Raw genomic sequence first — 17,616 nt, 5'->3', positions numbered from 1 at the left:
GGAATCGGTCCCTGATTACCAGGAATTGGACACTGAATACCGGTTTTCAAGCACTGAATACCGGGAATTGGTCATTGATTACCGGAAGTCGCTCACTGATTATCGGGAATTGAAAACCAAAGGCTGGTTACAAGACGCTGATTACCGAATATCAGATAGCGAATTATACGAAACAAATACTGAAAACTGAGACTGTGACTGAAAACTAAAATCCGTCACAGATGCATAAATAACTAAAACACTGGATACCCATTGAAAGATAAATCGCAACATACGATCCGCTGGGGAATTATCGGGGTAGGAAATGTAACCGAAGTAAAAAGCGGACCTGCCTTTTACAAGGTTCCGAACTCGAAGCTGGTAGCCGTGATGCGCCGCAATGCTGAAAAAGCAGCCGATTATGCGCTCCGCCACAGCATTTCCAAATGGTACTCCGATGCTTCGGAGCTCATCAACGATCCCAACGTGGATGCGGTGTACATTGCTACCCCACCCGATTCGCACGCTTCGTATGCCATTGAAGCAATGCGTGCCGGAAAACCGGTGTATGTGGAAAAACCCATGGCGCGCCATTATTCTGAATGTCAGGAAATGCTAAAAGTTTCAAAAGAAACCGAAATGCCCATTTGGGTGGCGTACTACCGTAGAACACTGCCTGCCTTTCTGAAAGCAAAAGAGTTGATTGAATCGGGTGTTATTGGAAAGCCGCTGATGGTAAACATTAAGCTCTACAAGGAAGCCGGAGAAAGAGGGAAAAAGCCCGATGAAATAACTTGGCATGTGTATCCGGAGATTGCGGGCGCCGGACATTTCTTTGATTTGGCATCGCATCAGCTGGATTACCTCGATTTTGTTTTGGGGAAGATCACCGAGGTAAAGGGAAATGCTGCAAATTTAGCGGGACTCTATCCTGCTGAAGATACGGTTTCAGGAACATGGAAACACGAATCGGGCGTTATCGGAACCGGAAGCTGGTGTTTTGTGGTTGATAAAAATTCTGTTGCAGATTATATCCAATTTGTGGGAGAAAAAGGTGAAATTTGTTTGCCTTGTTTTTCGCATGGTAAAATGAAAGTAATAACAGCGAACGGAACAGAAGAACTGGAATTTGAAAATCCAAAACACATTTCGCAGAACCTAGTACAACAGGTAACCGAAGAATTACTGGGAAAAGGGAAATCTCCAAGTACCGGAGAATCGGCTGCGCGAACCAGTTGGGTGTTGGATGAACTGGTGAAGGAGTATTACAAGTCGCAGTAATCAGTCTCAGTATTCAGTTCTGTTCTAAAAAAAACCAACGACAAAGAGCCAATATCAAAAAGAATGAAAATCATCATCGACAATAAAATACCGTACATAAAAGGCGCTCTGGAACCTTATGCCGAAGTCGTTTACCTGCCGGGCAACAAAACCACCGCGGAAGTAGTAAAAGATGCTGATGCGATCATTACCCGCACCCGCACGATTTGCAACCGCGACCTGCTCGAAGGGTCGAAAGTAAAATTTATCGCCACCGCCACCATTGGCTTCGATCATATCGATACCGATTATTGCAGATCGGCCGGCATACAATGGACCAACGCTCCGGGTTGCAACGCAGAAAGTGTGAATCAGTATATTGCTTCGGCGCTTGTTTCCTGGTCGATGCGCAAACGAATTGACCTCGCAGGACTGACCATTGGAATTGTGGGAGTTGGAAACGTTGGCTCCAGGGTGGCTAAAACCTGCGAGATACTGGGCATGAAAGTTCTGTTGAACGATCCGCCTCGCGAAAGAATGGAGGGGCCGGAGAAGTTTGTTTCGCTGGAAGAGATCCAGCAGGAAGCCGATATTATCACTTTTCATGTTCCGCTCAATTTAAACGGCCAAGACAAAACGTATCACTTGGGTAGTGAAACCTTCTTTCAGCATTTAGGAAAAACACCGTTGGTCATTAATTCCTGTCGCGGAGAGGTGATTGACACCGAAGCTGTTTACGATGCACTTGAGGCGCAGGACATTCAGGCTTACATTGCCGATTGCTGGGAAGATGAGCCCGACATCAACCTGGACCTGCTCAATCAAACCGAGTTTGGGACACCACACATTGCCGGTTATTCAAAAGACGGAAAAGCCAACGGTACTCAAATGAGCGTGCAGGCAATCAGCCGCTTTTTTAACCTGGGTATCGACGACTGGCAAGCTTCGGGAGTGGAAGAACCTGCGCATCCCATTATTGAAATCGACGGTAATCAGCGACGCGAATATTCAATTTTAGCCGAGGCGATTCTTTCCACTTACGATATTGAAACCGATGATGAAGCGTTAAAAGACGCACCTCATCTGTTTGAAAAACTCAGAGGCGATTACCCCGTGCGTCGGGAGTTTGGTTCGTACACGGTGAAGGCTAAAAATATGGAAGAAAAGACTTTGGAGAAATTGAAGCTTTTAGGTTTTAAAATCTTGAAATAGTTGTCTTTCCCGCGAAAGCGGGAAACCTAAAATTGTAAGCAGTGAGACATTTCGACTTTTATGTTTACATATTGGCAAGCAAAAGAAACAGCGTTCTTTACATCGGAGTTACCAATAATATAGTCCGAAGAATTGAGGAACATAAAAATAAGATAAATAAGAGTTTCACTTCAAGATACAACATCGACAAACTTGTTTATTTTGAACATTATTCATACATAAACGAGGCAATTAAGCGGGAAAAAAGATTAAAGAAGTGGAAACGTGAATGGAAAAATGAATTAATAAATAAAGTAAATCCGGAATGGAGGGATCTGACAGAAGACTTGTTGCAGATTCCTGCTTCCGCAGGAATGACGATACACAATTCAAAAATTACAATAACGCATAAGAATATGAAAAAATTAGCAGACATTGGTTTGATCGGGTTGGCCGTAATGGGCGAAAACCTGGTATTGAACATGGAAAGCAAAGGTTTTACGGTAGCCGTTTTTAACCGTACAGTAGAAAAAGTAGATCATTTTATGAACGGTCGTGGTGCCGGAAAGAAATTTATCGGTACACATTCCATCGAAGATTTGTGTGCATCACTCGAACGTCCGCGTAAAGTGATGATGCTGGTAAAAGCCGGTGCTCCTGTGGACGATTTCATCGATATGCTGATTCCTCACCTGGAACCGGGCGACATTATCATTGATGGCGGAAACTCGCATTTTCCTGATACCATCCGTCGCACCAAATACGTGGAAAGCAAAGGTTTGTTGTACATCGGAACCGGTGTGTCGGGTGGCGAAGAAGGCGCCCTGTTAGGCCCTTCCATGATGCCGGGCGGATCGCCTGCTGCATGGCCCCATGTAAAAGAAATTTTCCAGGCGGTAGCTGCAAAAGTGGAAGACGGATCACCTTGCTGCGACTGGGTAGGTGAAGGCGGTGCCGGCCATTTTGTAAAAATGGTTCACAACGGAATCGAATACGGCGACATGCAGATCATCAACGAAGCCTACCACATGATGAAGGAATTGCTGGGCATGAGCAACGATGAGATGTACGAAGTATTCAAAAAATGGAACACCGAAGAACTCGATAGTTACCTGATTGAAATTACGCGTGATATTCTGGGATACAAAGATGAAAACGGTGAAGAAACCGTTGATTTCATTCTGGATACTGCAGGACAAAAAGGTACCGGGAAATGGACCGGTGTATCGGCGCTCGATTTAGGTATTCCACTAACACTGATCGGAGAATCGGTGTTTGCCCGTTGCTTGTCGGCACAAAAAGACCTTCGCGTGGAAGCATCAAAAGTAATCTCCGGTCCTGAAGTTGACTTCAAAGGCGACAAAGCTCAGCTGATCGACGATCTGAAAATGGCGTTATACGGTGCGAAGATCATTTCGTACGCACAAGGTTACAACCTGATGATGGAAGCGGCTGCAGAATACGGATGGAACCTGAACTACGGAGGTATTGCACTGATGTGGAGAGGCGGTTGTATCATTCGTTCGGCCTTCCTGGGCGACATCAAAAAAGCCTTCGACAACAACCCGGAACTTCCGAACCTGCTGCTCGATCCTTTCTTCAAAGGAAAAGTGGAAGCAGCCCAGGCTGGCTGGCGCAGGGTTTGTGCCACAGCGCTTGAAAACGGAATTCCGGTTCCGGCGCTTACTTCGGCATTGTGCTATTTCGATGGTTTCCGCAGCGAACGTTTACCTGCCAACTTATTGCAGGCACAACGCGACTATTTTGGTGCACACACTTACGAACGCACCGACAAACCGCGGGGTGAATTCTACCACACCAACTGGACAGGTCGTGGCGGCGACACAGCCTCATCAACCTACAACGTTTAGGTCTTAATTGATCACGATAATAACAAAGAACCGGTCTTTTTATAAAGGTCGGTTCTTTTGTTTATGCAACCTTGGCTGTAATTTGTGCGTCCTATCGTTGACCCATAAAACAAGTTATAAGTAAATTAGAGTCGACTAATCAATTCTTACAAACAGATATACATGATAAAACCGGCACTCGCAAAACCTCCCCGTGAACTGATGCACAAGGTGCCTGTTATATATTTTCTGAGAATTTCTAACAAAAAAAATCATATGAAAAAACTGTTTATCATTTTGTTATTGCTGGCGACGATTACTTCAGCATTTGCGCAGGAAACAAGATTACTGCGTCAACCCACCATTAGCGACACACACATTGCGTACATTTACGGAAGCGACCTCTGGATTTCGGATCTCGCAGGAGAACAAACCCTTCGTTTAACCAGTACCGGGGCTGTAGAAAGCGATCCGCATTTTTCACCCGACGGAAAAACAATCGCCTTTAGTTCCAACCGTTCCGGAAGCACGGCTGTTTACACCGTTCAGGTGGAAGGCGGCACACCAACGCGTTTAACCTGGTATCCGAGTTCGGCAATAGTAAGAGGCTGGACGCCGGACGGAGAGAAGGTCCTTTATACCTCTTCAAGGGAAACAGCACCCGCTGGTTACGGTCGTTTGTGGACGGTATCAAAAGACGGCGGTCCTTCTACCCTGCTCACCAAACAATTTGGCAACGATGGTTCATATTCCGCCGACGGCAAAAAGATCGTTATCGACCGTGTTTCGCGCTGGGATGTGGAATGGCGTGATTACCGCGGTGGACAAAACACACCGTTGATTATTCTGAACCTGAAAGATTTTTCGGAAGAATTGCTGCCTAACAACAAAGAGACTGACATTCATCCGGTTTGGCTGGGCGATAAGATTTATTTCCTTTCCGATCGCGATTTTGTAAGCAATATCTGGTCATACAACACAAAAACAAAAGCACTGGAACAGCTAACACAGTTTGACGGATCGGATGTAAAATGGTTATCAGGGAAAGGCAACACCCTGACTTTTGAACGCGACGGCTACCTCTCATTAATGGATATAAACACCCGGGAAATCACTCAGCTAAATATTTCGATCACAGCCGATTTTCCTTGGGCGGAAACACAGTGGGAAGATGTAAGCCGCTCAGTTAGTGCAGCTGCGATTTCGCCCACCGGAAAGAGAGCCATATTTGAAGCGCGTGGCGAAATTTTTACCGTACCGGCCGAGCATGGCGATACACGTAACATCACTCAATCTTCGGGAGTGGCCGACCGCGAACCACTTTGGTCGCCCGACGGAGCCAAACTGGCCTGGTTTTCCGACCGCAGCGGTAAAGGATACGAATTACTGATTGCTGATCAGGACGGCCTTTCTGACCCCAAAAGCATTTCCATAGGCGAATCAAAACTGGGCTGGGAACCAAGCTGGTCGCCCGACGGAAAATACATCGCTTTTACCGACGACGATGTTCGTATTCGCGTGGTGGACATTGAAGCCGCAACCATCAAAACCGTCGACACCGGGAACAACAACCTGGAGCGCGGAAGAATGGGTCTTACCTGGTCGCCCGATTCAAAGTGGCTGGCTTATGCCAAAGACGCTCCCAATAATTTCAGCCAAATCACACTTTGGTCGCTGGCCGACAACAGCATTCACCAGCTTACCAACAACTTTGCAAATGCCATTTCTCCGGCCTGGGACCGCGATAAAAAGCATTTCTATTTTCTGGCAAGTACAGATGTAGCCCTTGGTTCGGGTTGGGCCAATACCAGCTCGATGACTGCCGATGCCAGCTACAGCGTTTACGTGGTTAACCTGCAAAAAGACGAAGACTCTCCGTTCAAGCTGCAAAGCGATGAAGAAGAAGTGAAAAAGGAAGAGAAAAAAGACAAAGAAGAAGGCAAAGGCGAAGAAGAGAAAGAAGACAAGGATAAAAAAGAGGACAAGAAAGACGATAAGAAAGCTGAAGATAAGGACGATTCAATAAAAATTGATTTTGACGGTATTCAGAACCGAACCATAGCACTTCCAATGCCCAAACGCAACTACAGAAGCGTGGTTGCCGGACCGGAAGGAACCGTTTTTATTGCTGAATCTGTTCCCAACCAAACAAGCTACACGCTTCAGAAATTTACCTTAAAAGACAGAGAAGCCAAAGAATTTGTAAGTGGAGTTAGCAGCATTTCGGTTTCCAACGATGGCAAGAAAATGCTGGCACGCGCAGGTTCGTCGTGGAAAATAATGGATACCTCGGGCGCTTCGGGCAAAGACGGAAAAGCCCTTAGTGTAGATTTAAAAATGAAACTGGATCGTGCACAGGAATGGAAGCAGATTTTTGAAGAAGCCTGGCGTTACGAGCGTGATTATTTCTACGATCCGAACTTGCACGGACGTGACTGGAACAAAGTTTACGAGCGTTATTCGCCACTCGTATCGCACATTAAACACCGTGCCGACCTGAACTATGTTCTGGATCAGATGAACGGCGAATTATCGGTGGGTCACAGTTTTGTGGGAGGTGGCGACTATCCTTCCACCGAAAGCAACAAAGTGGGCCTGCTTGGTGCCGATTTTTCACCCGAAAAAGGATACTGGAAAATAGAGCGCATTTACACCACTGAAAGCTGGAACCCAGAACTTTCCAGCCCATTACAGGAACCGGGGCTTAAAGTAGCTGAAGGAAACTTCCTAGTAGGCGTAAACGGAAAAGAACTCAAAAGCACCGACGATCCTTATCAGTTTCTGGACGGGACATCGGGAGTGCAAACCGTGCTTCACATCAACGACAAAGCTGAGTTTGAAAACTCATGGAAAGTGACCGTGAAACCTATCAGCAGCGAATATGCTTTGCGCCAGCGTGCGTGGGTGGAAGACAACCGCAGAAAAGTAGACGAACTCTCGGGTGGCAAGCTTGCCTACATTTGGGTACCCAACACAGGGGGGCCGGGTTTTGTGTCGTTCAACCGCTATTTCTTTGCCCAGCAGGATAAGTTGGGTGCCGTTATCGACGAACGTTTCAACGGTGGCGGATTGCTGGATGACTACATGGTGGATTTAATGACCCGTAGTTTGCGTGCCTCACTCACCAACGAAGTTCCCAACGGAAAACCGTTTAAACTTCCGGCCGGAATCCTCGGACCAAAAGCCTTGCTGATCAACGAAAAAGCAGGCTCGGGAGGCGACTTTTTCCCATGGGTATTCAGGCAGCAAAACGCTGGCCCGCTGATTGGAGCCACTACCTGGGGCGGCCTCGTTAAATCGTCGGTTCACTACCGCTTTATTGATGGAGGATCGGCAACTGCGCCAGACAACGCGGTTTTTGATCCGATCAACAATAAATGGATTGCGGAGAACGAAGGCGTTGCACCGGATATTGCGGTTCGTCAGGATGCACAATCCCTTGAAAAAGGAAACGATCCTCAACTGGAACGTGCGGTAAAAGAGGTATTGAAAATGCTGGATGCACAGAAATCAAAAGAGTTTACACCTCCACCCTTCCCCACTCCTGCCATCAAAAAATAAATTTGAATCGCAAGAATACAAGAAAAACCGTCTTAGTTTATAGGACGGTTTTTTTTTATGTCATTTCACATTCGAGATGAACACCCCGGCTTTCGCATTAAAATACTTTCATGTACTTTTTCTTTCATAATTCCTTCATTTTTAATAACTTGTTCTTAAAGCCCGGTTGAGTCCTTCAACAGGGCTTTCTTTTTTAACTGTGTAATATTAAAACTGAATGAAATGAGAAAATTGATTACCACGTCACTGATTTTGCTGGTTGTATTCTCCGTACAATCAGTCTTCGCACAAGAAGAAGCTCCCAAACCAAGGTACGTTGTTTGGGAAGTTTGTGTTGAACCGGCACAAATGGATTTGCTGCTAAACGCACTCGATGCCATGCATTCTTTTCTGGGAGAAAAAGACTATCCCTACCGTGAACTTATCCAACGTACCAACGACGGATACCTGTGGGCTTCATCGCCCATCGAAAGCCTTGGAGACATTGACAAAATGCGGGAAGCTGAACAAAAGATCTGGAAAGACAATGCCGAAAAGATGGAAGCTCTCGGCAAAAATTTTGAAAACACCTACCAAAAAGTAGGCGCACTGGTGCTCGAGTTGCAACCCAATCTATCAGTAATGCCCGAACAACCGGGTACACAAACAAGCGGTACCAAATTTCGGGTTTACGAGAAATTTCATCTAAAAAACGGGAAATACAAGGAATTTGAGGCGGCTACCAAAAAATATGTAGAATTGAGAAAGAAGCACGGCTACAACCAGCCCTTTTATACCTTCTACCCGGTGCTCGCCCCCGATATGTCGGTTGTATATTTTGTTGATGAACTGGGAAGCAACCCCGTTGATTACTACACCAAAAACGAAGAACAATGGCAAAAATTCGGGGAAGAAGGTGCTCAGCTATGGGAAGAAGTAAAGCCACTGATTACCGGAACGGAACATCATCTGGGCTTTATCGACTTTGATCACTCTTATCTACCTGACAATTAACATAAGGCAAAGGGGTGTTTCTTTCGGGAAGCGCCTCTACTTTTTTAATAAACCAATTACATTCGAAGTCATTACCTCGATACCGGTTCTGATCGTATTTTCGTAATCGGGTGCCAGCGTGGGCGAATGCAAAGGCGACGGGCGTTTCCCTTCGGCTTCTAATTGCTTCATTAACTCCGGATTGGTGCTTCCCAGCCATATCAAACAAATCGGAATATTTTCAGGCGTCCTCCCGTATTTTCCAAAATCTTCGCCCACCATTTCCGGCTGTGTTTCCACTACATTTTCTGCTCCGATCATATCCGACGCAAAGTGCTTTACTTTTTCACTCAAAGCCGCATTATTAATAACCGGGGGCGTTTCAACCGGCAACACATGTACCAGCGGAAGCTTGTCATCGGGCATTCCGGCCATACTGGCTGCCGCATTACTGATTCGCTTTATCGATGCAATAATTTTTTCGATGGTTTCATCCGAGAAGTAGCGCAAGGTAAGTTCAAGTTTCACCTCGTCGGGAATAATGTTGGGCCGTGTTCCGCCGTGAATCGAACCAACCGTCACCACGGCAGGTTCTGTTGGGCTTAATTCGCGGCTGACTATGGTTTGCAGGTCAGTTACTATTCTTGATGCAATCACAATGGGATCGATACACTTTTGCGGATAAGCGCCGTGCCCTCCCACTCCGTAAACCGTTATTTCCGCTGTTTTCACACCCGCAAAAACAGGCCCGCCGCGCAAACCGGTCTGCCCGGTTTCCAGCTCCGGGTTGATGTGATAAGCCAGTGCATAATCGGGTTTCGGAAACATTGTAAACAGGCCTGCATCGATGGCATTTCCGGCACCGCCGCTATATTCTTCTGCTTGCTGCGCAATTACCACCAAAGTACCTTTCCATTCATCTTTAAGTTGAACCAGCGTACGCAAAGTTCCTGTCCAGGTCGACATATGGATATCATGTCCGCAGGCATGCATTACCGAAACTTCATCCCCGTTTAAATCGGCAGTTTTTGTGCTGGCAAAAGGCAGCCCCGTTGCTTCTTTCACGGGTAAAGCGTCCATATCGGTACGCAAAAATACGGTTGGGCCTTCCCCGTTTTTCAAAACACCCACCACACTGTTACCTCCAAAGTTGGAAGTTACGTCAAAACCGATTGCTTCCAGTTCGGCCTGCATCCGTTTGGCCGTTTCAAACTCCTGAAACGACAACTCCGGATTCTGATGAAGATGTTTGCAGAGCTCAAGGGCGTAAACACTTTGCTGCTCAGCTGCTGTTTCTATTTTTTTACTGATGGAATTCTGTGCAATGCCTGAGATGCTCGTGCATATGGAAAGAATAAAAAGTACAATCTTCATCGGATCAGTTTTTAATGTGGCTTGAATTTATAAAAGTTTTGGTTTCAGTCAGAAACGCAAAAGCTTAAAAAAGAACCGTTCTGCATGCAGAACGGTTCAATGGTATCATAAAAAATTCAATGACAGCGTAATATAAAAACTTCTTCCGGGCGAATAAATGGGTCGTGCTTCCGCACTGCGCACCGAACGGGCCAGGTGCTCGTAGTAAGCCGTATCCAACAGATTCAGCACACCACCCGAAACACTTAGGGGAGCACTGATCTGCCAGGCTATTTTGGCATCCACAACCGAAAAAGCCGGTGTTTCTGTCTCTCCATACGAAGTCGCAACACGGTCTTGTTTGAAAGCATGTCGAAACAGAATTTCAGGCCTGATTTTGTTATCCCCGAAACTTCCGGCCAAACGATAACGCACATCCAGCGGCGGTATTTCGGGCAGCGCTTCGTCAGTATCTTTGTTTTGACCGTAAGTATAAGCCACACTCAAATCATGGCTCAGGTTGTCAGAAAATTGCTGTTTCCAACTTCCTTCAAATCCCGCCATAAAAGCTTTGTCGATGTTCACAAACTGACGTACACCCGGAGCACTCGACATGGCCGGTTTCAAATCAGGTCTTATTTCCGATGAAATATAGTCGCGAAGTGCCGAAGCAAATAAATTCAGATCCAACCGGGTCTTCTTTTCTTCGAAAACAAAAACCAGATCGGCCTGGTTGTTAATCTCCGGATCAAGATTCGGATTACCCAGCATTTCATACGGATCAAGCCCTACCGGAAACTGATTGATATACCTTTCGGTAATTCCTGCACTGCGGGATGCCCGGCCGAGCCACAAACCCAGCGATACTTTTTCATTGAAAAAACGGGTTCCGCCCAAACTCACCGAGGGATGTACCGTACTTGCTTCCAGGTCGTCATAAATAGATGAGAAACGTGTATCAGGATCGTTTACCTTCGAGTTGTTCAAGTCCAGTCTTCCGGAAAATACCAGCTGATAACCGGTCCTGTGCACATGCCATTCGCCAAACAATCCGGCCCGTTGCACTTCGGCATCCTGCCATACATTGTCGCTGAAAACCTTCCCTGCCATCGGGCCCATCAACATTTCACGCGTCCGGTGTCCCTCGGCCGATTCCGAACGGTAATCCAGTCCGGCAAACACATGGCTTCGGTCAAAATCAAAACGCAGCTCCGTTCTTCCCCCGTAATTTTTGGTGGAAGCATCGGTGTAAGCATCCATCATCCTTGGGTCCAGCTCTTTATCCAGGTTGTCCATTTCGTGGTCAACAAATGTTCCGTACAAACTGGTTTTCCACGTTGACAACGAATGCTCATAAAACGTTGCCGAATGACTGGCGTTAACCAGCCAGGTGTTGTCTTTTCGCAAATCCATGGGAAGCGCAGGAAAATCAACATCTTTTGCAAAATTATTGGAAACCATCATCCCCAGCGTTTGCGAATCGCTGAGTTTCAGGCCAAGTTTTCCACCCCAGTTTAAGCGATTAAAACGCGCGGCAACATCCATTCCGTCACCATCGGAATAATCATCACCCACAGAATAGGCACCAAATACCCGGAAGTCAGCTTTTTGTCCGCTAACTCCGGCCACTCCTTCGGTTCGGAAAATTGCACCGTTGCTTTCGTAACTCGTCCCCATGCGGCCAACAGGTGTTGCCTTTTCCCTGAATTCAGGCTCGCTGCTTTTGAAATTGATAGTGCCTCCAAAAACGTTTCCATACCGCAAACTATACGGGCCTTTCAAAATTTCGGCCTGTGTTATCATATTGATTGGCACCTGGCTTGCCCCCGGGTCCATGCGGTTGGGACAGGCGGCAGAGGCAGTTTGCACGCCATCAAGCACCAGGTTGATCTGGTCGTATTTAAAACCTCGCAATACCGGGTCGAAACCATAGGCTCCGCTTTTGCGAATGCTTGAAACCGACGGTACCGCCTCAAGCAACGCTCCGGCATCGTGTGCCAGTTTGCGTTGTGCCGAAAAATTGAGTGTTCCCGTACTTCCCGTTTCAGGGCGAACCAACACCAGCGTAACCGGCAACAGATGATTTTCTGCCTCCTGAATTTTTAATACTCCACTGTTGCCCGCGCTCAACACATCGGCCGGAGCAATGCTTTGTTTGCCGTATTGAACATGAGATAGATAGAGCGTTTCACCCGGTTTCGGAACGACCCGGATCACTCCGTGCTCATCCGAAATCCCGGACTTTCCGTTGTAAGTAAAATGAACGTCGCGAATAGCAGTCCCGTCCTGTTTATCGACCAATTTGATACTTTTCTCCTGCGCATACGCATCCATTCCCACAACCAGCAACGCCAGCATAAGGAAATACACACGCATTCCGGAGTACAAAGATTTTATCTTCATTCCAAAATGATTTAAAAGTTTTTCTTTTAGACTAAGGGGGTTTCCGAAAAACTTTTATCCCTGTGGAGGACGAAATATTTTTACTGAAATCAAACGGGTATATTCACATGCAATCGCTTCTGTTAAATCCTGTTTTTCAGGAAAGTAAGAAATAAGGGCATCCTGTTTTTCCCTGACCACAAAAATGTTCTCTTTTTCGGTTTGAACAGGAGGTAATTCTTCTTTTTGCTGCTGTTGCTCGTCGAGTTTTTTCTTGAGCTGGCAACATCCCTTACAGGTAGAGTCCTCCACGTCTTTTTCAACACAAAGGTTTTTGGCGATGTAATCCTGTCTTAGTTTAAAACCGGCTACAACCAATAACTCCGATAATTGAAAACTCAGAATTGAAAAGATTAATATGGATGCCAGGAAAAATTTCAACCCTTAAAATATGGTTATTGTGCGTTGTTTTTTTCGTTCATCCATTTTAATTGCGGCCAGGTTTCAGGGCCATCATTTTTCTGAAGTACACCCACCGTGCTTCTTCCGTTCTTTACGATCGAAGTAAGTTCAGAGCGGTACTCCTCCAGAACTTCCGGGAACTCGCTTTCCAGGTTGTTTTGTTCAGCAATGTCAGTTTCCAGGTCGTACAGTTGCACGGGAGGTAGAGCTTTCGCTTCTTCTGATCCGGGTTGCGGAGCGCTCCAGCCACCCGATCCCGGGCAGAAAATCGCTTTGTATTTTCCTTTTCGGTAGGCAAACGAACCGTTAAGCGAATGATGAACGATGTTTGTACGCTCGGGTGCCTGCGATTCCAGCCCCAGTGCACTCAGAAAACTGTAGCTGTCTTCAGCTGCTTCATCCGGGTATTCAGCGCCGATTGCATCGGCAAAAGTCGCGAACAAATCAGTGGTGCACACCAGTTGTGATGAAACACTTTTCCCCACTTTTGCAGGCCAGCGCACTACAAACGGCACCCGGTGCCCGCCTTCGTAAATATCGGCTTTTGAACCACGGAAAACATAGCTCGGATGATGACCTTTGGTAGCCAGTTGTTTAAAATCAGCTTGTGGCGAACACCCGTTATCACTGGTAAAAATCAACAGTGTATTTTCGGCTTCGCCTGTTTCTTCGAGCGCTTTCATTACCTGACCAACCACGTCGTCTACCATCATTACAAAATCGCCGTAAGCATTGTCCAAACCACTTTTCCCTTTAAACTTCTCAGTAGGCAGAATGGGTGTATGCGGCGCCGGCAAAGGCATGTACACAAAAAACGGGGCATCGTCCTTCGCATGCTGATGAATATAGTTAACCGTTTTTTCGGTCACTTTTGGCAAAACGTCTTCGTGCACAAAATCATCCGAAGTTGGTCCGTTTCTCCACCAGGTTTGTTTACCGGTGTTTACTGTGTATTTAGTAGGAACCATGGTAGGAACATCGTTTTCCACCCAAACATAGGGAGCCATGTCCAGCGAACCGCAAAAAACAAAGCTCTCATCAAACCCCCGCGTTTTGGGGCCGTTTTCCACCGGGTTTGCGTAGTCAACATTGGGAAGGGCATTCAGATCGTCTTTGCTTAAAGAGTCATTTTCGATGATTTTCCAGTCCCAGCCCAGGTGCCATTTACCAAAGCAAGCAGTTTGATACCCGTTGTTTTTCAGAAAATCCTGTAAAGTGAGTCTTTCCGGTTCAATCAGTGCCTTACTGTACCCACTCAGCACTCCGCTTTTTAAGGTTGAACGCCAGTTATAACGGCCGGTTAAAACGCTGTAACGCGTTGGCGAACATACCGCCGAACTGGTGTGTGCATCGGTAAACATCACACCGTTAGCTGCCAGCAGATCGATATTGGGTGTCTGTATTTTTGAGTTTTCATTAAAAGATGAAACATCTCCATACCCCATATCATCAGCCAGAATAAAAATAATATTTGGCTGGTTTGCCTCCTGTTTTTGAGAGCTGCTACAACCCATTAACACGGCAAACATTGCCACAAGAAAAATTGATTTAATGCTATACATAACAAAAAGTTAGTTATTAAATTTTGGTTTTTATTTTTAATCGTATTGCGTTACCAAATCAGGTCACAGGCATCGGCCGGCATCCAGTGTTTGTGTTTCCCTTCCCATTTTATGTTACAGCCAATGGGATTGGTAAGCGGAACCGAAATGGGTTTACCCGAAGTCAGTTCGTCCAGGGCCCGGTCCAGGTCGTTTACCGTCATTTTCGATGTATCCCGCGGGCTGTCTACTCCTCTGCCTGTATAAACCAGTTTCCGGTTTTCATCAAAAACATAAAAATGAGGTGTCCGCAAAGCACCGTAGTCCAGGGCAATTTCCTGCGATTCATCGTACAAATATTTCCACGGGAAATTATGTTCCTCCATCCGTTTCACCATGTGATCAAAATCATCTTCGGCGTAAGTGTTTTTACTATTCGAATTTATCCCGACAAAGGTTACATCTTTTTCCGCAAATCTCTCAACGCTTGCACGGGTAACTTCATCACTATTGATAACATAGGGGCAATGATTACAGGTAAAAAATACCACCAGGTATTTCGAGTCTTTGAAACTGTCCAGCGAATAGGTCTTCCCGTCGGTTGCAGGTAATTTAAAATCAATTGCTTTTGCTCCAATTTCAAGTGTAAATGCCATAGTATCTCATTTTATTTGTTCAAAAGTAAAAGATATTTCGGCGCTCATTTGTTTAATCAGAAACAAAATCTTTCTCTATTTTTAGCCTTGATCACCGGCAACGCCCGGCAAAATCAAAATCAGAAAAGGAAAATGGATCAGCAACAGGCATTAAAAAAGATAAAAGAACTTCAGACAGAACTCGAAGAGCACAATTACAATTACTATGTGTTGGCGCAACCTTCGATCAGCGATTATGAATTTGACATGAAGCTGAAAGAGCTGGAGCAGCTGGAGAAACAACACGGTGTTGATGATCCGAATTCGCCCACCAAGAGAGTGGGCAGCGACTTAAGCAGCGATTTTGAACAGGTGGAGCACAAGTATTCAATGTTGTCACTTTCGAATGCTTATTCCGAAGAGGAGATCAGGGATTTTGATACCCGCGTTAAAAAATTGATTGGCACCGAATGCGAATATGTTTGCGAACTGAAATACGACGGCTCGTCGATTAGCCTGACCTACGAAAACGGGCAACTGGTGCGGGCAGTAACACGCGGCGACGGTGTTAAAGGCGACGATGTTACCACCAACGTACGCACCATCAAATCGATTCCGCTGAAATTGCGCGGAACAGATTACCCGGAAAGTTTTGAAATAAGAGGCGAAATTCTGATGCCTTTCGAGGTTTTTAATCAGCTCAATGCCGAGTTGGAAGAACGGGGTGAAGCGCTTTTGGCAAATCCCCGAAATACAGCAGCCGGGACACTGAAAATGAAGAACTCCTCGATTGTGGCCTCCCGTAAACTGGACGCTTATTTGTATTATTTGCTGGGAGAAAACCTGCCCGAAGACGGGCACTACCAGAACCTTCAGAAAGCCAGAGAGTGGGGTTTTAAAATTTCCGACCACATGCAGCTCTGCCCTACGCTGGAGGATGTTTTTAATTTTCTTCGGAAATGGGATACCAAACGTTTTGATCTTCCGGTAGCGACAGATGGTGTGGTGATCAAAGTCAACTCAAAACGTTTGCAGGACAACCTCGGATTTACAGCCAAATCGCCGCGTTGGGCCATTGCCTACAAGTTCAAAGCGGAGAGTGTTTCCACTATTCTTAAATCGGTTTCGTACCAGGTGGGAAGAACAGGTGCTGTAACACCGGTAGCCAATCTCGAGCCTGTTCCCGTTGCCGGAACCATCGTAAAAAGGGCTTCGCTGCATAATGCCGACATCATTAAAAACCTCGACCTGCATTTGGGCGACACCGTTTTTGTGGAAAAAGGCGGCGAAATCATCCCCAAAATAACCGCAGTGGATGCCACCAAGCGCCACCCGATGTTTCAGCCGGTAACTTTTATTGAGAACTGCCCCCAATGCAATACTCCGCTGATTCGCAAAGAAGGTGAAGCAGCGCATTACTGTCCCAACGAAGATGGTTGTCCGCCACAGATCAAAGGCAAAATGGAGCACTTTGTCAGCCGAAAAGCAATGGACATTGACGGAATCGGGGAAGAAACCGTTGAATTGCTTTTCTCGCAAGGCCTCGCTCATAACATTACCGACTTCTACAGCTTACAAAAAGAGCAGCTCGAAAATCTCGACCGTATGGCAGAGAAATCGGCACAACGTATTCTCGACGGGCTGGAAGCTTCCAAAAAAGTTCCATTCGAGCGGGTGCTGTTTGCGCTGGGAATTCGCTTTGTGGGTGAAACAGTGGCTAAAACTCTGGTAAAGAAACTCCATACCATCGAAAACATCGAAAGCCAGACACTGGAGCAACTAACTGAGATTGATGAAATAGGTGGAAGAATTGCAGAAAGCGTGGTGGATTGGTTTTCAAAACCGGAACATCTGGAAATCATACAAAAACTAAAAGAAGCCGGTTTGCAGTTTGCCATCAGTGAAGAGCAACTGGTCGGAAGAACCGAGAAACTGGCGGGATTGAACATCGTTATTTCTGGGACTTTTGAGAAACATTCGCGCGACGAACTGAAAAAGATGATTGAAATGAACGGCGGTAAAAATGTGGGTTCCATCTCCAAGAAAACCAACTACCTGCTGGCCGGAGAAAACATCGGCCCTAGCAAGTTGGAGAAGGTGACCAAACTGGGCATCCCAACGATCAGCGAGGACGATTTTTTGAAAATGCTGGAATGATCGAAAAGGACTGAAAAGCTGAAGTACAGAAGGATTGATTTCGAATTACCACGCACGGAGCATTGCAGAAGCAAATGCAAAAATGCTCCAATGCGAAAATGATTAAATCGAATGAAAAGAACTTTGTGCTTCTTCGTGATCTTTGTGTAACAAAGGGTTGAAGGACTGATATACTAAGGGGTGGAATCTTGAATGATGATTAACTGTTTTAGTTTTCAGAAAGAGAAGCCCAGGAATCTAATCAATTGACAATTTTACAGTTTAACAATTTAT

At 46.1% G+C, this 17,616-nt stretch carries 11 protein-coding genes and 1 pseudogene; 7 read left to right on the top strand and 5 right to left on the bottom strand.

All coding sequences use genetic code 11. The annotated features are described in order from the left end of the window. Nucleotides 1-252: 252 nt before the first annotated feature. The 6 genes and pseudogenes from INQ51_RS11470 (at nucleotide 253) to INQ51_RS11445 (ending at nucleotide 8,834) form a co-directional block, all read left to right on the top strand. Nucleotides 253-1,260, top strand: coding sequence for a Gfo/Idh/MocA family protein (locus tag INQ51_RS11470; RefSeq protein ID WP_233378109.1), 1,008 nt, complete (start codon nucleotides 253-255; stop codon nucleotides 1,258-1,260). A gap of 63 nt (nucleotides 1,261-1,323) precedes the next feature. Beyond that, nucleotides 1,324-2,451 carry a 4-phosphoerythronate dehydrogenase PdxB gene (gene pdxB, locus INQ51_RS11465; RefSeq protein WP_233378108.1) on the top strand — a complete coding sequence of 376 codons (1,128 nt, stop codon included), beginning with the start codon at nucleotides 1,324-1,326 and terminating at the stop codon, nucleotides 2,449-2,451. 41 nt (nucleotides 2,452-2,492) lie between these two features. Beyond that, nucleotides 2,493-2,714, top strand: a pseudogene (locus INQ51_RS11460) (GIY-YIG nuclease family protein); the annotation flags it as partial. 132 nt (nucleotides 2,715-2,846) lie between these two features. Next, nucleotides 2,847-4,301 carry a decarboxylating NADP(+)-dependent phosphogluconate dehydrogenase gene (gene gnd / locus INQ51_RS11455; protein WP_233378582.1) on the top strand — a complete coding sequence of 485 codons (1,455 nt, stop codon included), beginning with the start codon at nucleotides 2,847-2,849 and terminating at the stop codon, nucleotides 4,299-4,301. Between the two features lie 255 nt (nucleotides 4,302-4,556). Next, on the top strand, nucleotides 4,557-7,841 hold the full coding sequence (locus tag INQ51_RS11450; protein WP_233378107.1) for a S41 family peptidase: 3,285 nt from the start codon (nucleotides 4,557-4,559) through the stop codon (nucleotides 7,839-7,841). Between the two features lie 222 nt (nucleotides 7,842-8,063). Continuing rightward, complete coding sequence (locus INQ51_RS11445; RefSeq protein ID WP_233378106.1) at nucleotides 8,064-8,834, top strand: hypothetical protein; 771 nt, start codon at nucleotides 8,064-8,066, stop codon at nucleotides 8,832-8,834. 36 nt (nucleotides 8,835-8,870) lie between these two features. Here INQ51_RS11445 and INQ51_RS11440 read toward each other — a convergent pair whose 3' ends face one another. The 5 genes from INQ51_RS11440 to INQ51_RS11420 all read right to left on the bottom strand — a co-directional run bounded on the left by INQ51_RS11440 (nucleotide 8,871) and on the right by INQ51_RS11420 (nucleotide 15,207). Next, complete coding sequence (locus INQ51_RS11440) at nucleotides 8,871-10,187, bottom strand: M20 family metallopeptidase (RefSeq protein WP_233378105.1); 1,317 nt, start codon at nucleotides 10,185-10,187, stop codon at nucleotides 8,871-8,873. A gap of 105 nt (nucleotides 10,188-10,292) precedes the next feature. Then, a complete protein-coding gene (locus tag INQ51_RS11435) occupies nucleotides 10,293-12,569 on the bottom strand; it encodes a TonB-dependent receptor domain-containing protein (protein WP_233378104.1) in 2,277 nt (758 codons plus the stop codon). 54 nt (nucleotides 12,570-12,623) lie between these two features. Further along, a complete protein-coding gene (locus INQ51_RS11430) occupies nucleotides 12,624-12,989 on the bottom strand; it encodes a hypothetical protein (RefSeq protein WP_233378103.1) in 366 nt (121 codons plus the stop codon). Between the two features lie 14 nt (nucleotides 12,990-13,003). Continuing rightward, nucleotides 13,004-14,539: a sulfatase family protein gene (locus INQ51_RS11425; protein ID WP_233378581.1), complete on the bottom strand. Its 1,536-nt coding sequence runs from the start codon at nucleotides 14,537-14,539 to the stop codon at nucleotides 13,004-13,006. Nucleotides 14,540-14,622: 83 nt separating this feature from the next. Beyond that, a complete protein-coding gene (locus INQ51_RS11420; RefSeq protein ID WP_233378102.1) occupies nucleotides 14,623-15,207 on the bottom strand; it encodes a thioredoxin family protein in 585 nt (194 codons plus the stop codon). Between the two features lie 132 nt (nucleotides 15,208-15,339). On the opposite strand from INQ51_RS11420, the gene ligA reads away from it, so the two are divergent. Then, the gene (ligA, locus tag INQ51_RS11415; RefSeq protein WP_233378101.1) at nucleotides 15,340-17,343 is read left to right on the top strand and encodes an NAD-dependent DNA ligase LigA; all 2,004 of its coding nucleotides are present in this window, start codon (nucleotides 15,340-15,342) and stop codon (nucleotides 17,341-17,343) included. Nucleotides 17,344-17,616: the final 273 nt, after the last annotated feature.

This window comes from Maribellus sp. CM-23, from assembly GCF_021354595.1.
GTDB lineage: Bacteria > Bacteroidota > Bacteroidia > Bacteroidales > Prolixibacteraceae > Draconibacterium.
Note: the sequence above shows the minus strand (reverse complement) of the source record. Positions and strands in the feature narration are given on the sequence as shown.

Bases quoted from the DNA above. Each gene is read 5' to 3' on its own strand.
- pdxB (WP_233378108.1), top strand. From the start codon at position 1,324: ATGAAAATCATCATCGACAATAAAATACCGTACATAAAAGGCGCTCTG.
- gnd (WP_233378582.1), top strand. From the start codon at position 2,847: ATGAAAAAATTAGCAGACATTGGTTTGATCGGGTTGGCCGTAATGGGC.
- INQ51_RS11450 (WP_233378107.1), top strand. From the start codon at position 4,557: ATGAAAAAACTGTTTATCATTTTGTTATTGCTGGCGACGATTACTTCA.
- INQ51_RS11445 (WP_233378106.1), top strand. From the start codon at position 8,064: ATGAGAAAATTGATTACCACGTCACTGATTTTGCTGGTTGTATTCTCC.
- INQ51_RS11440 (WP_233378105.1), bottom strand. From the start codon at position 10,187: ATGAAGATTGTACTTTTTATTCTTTCCATATGCACGAGCATCTCAGGC.
- INQ51_RS11435 (WP_233378104.1), bottom strand. From the start codon at position 12,569: ATGAAGATAAAATCTTTGTACTCCGGAATGCGTGTGTATTTCCTTATG.
- INQ51_RS11425 (WP_233378581.1), bottom strand. From the start codon at position 14,539: ATGTTTGCCGTGTTAATGGGTTGTAGCAGCTCTCAAAAACAGGAGGCA.
- INQ51_RS11420 (WP_233378102.1), bottom strand. From the start codon at position 15,207: ATGGCATTTACACTTGAAATTGGAGCAAAAGCAATTGATTTTAAATTA.
- ligA (WP_233378101.1), top strand. From the start codon at position 15,340: ATGGATCAGCAACAGGCATTAAAAAAGATAAAAGAACTTCAGACAGAA.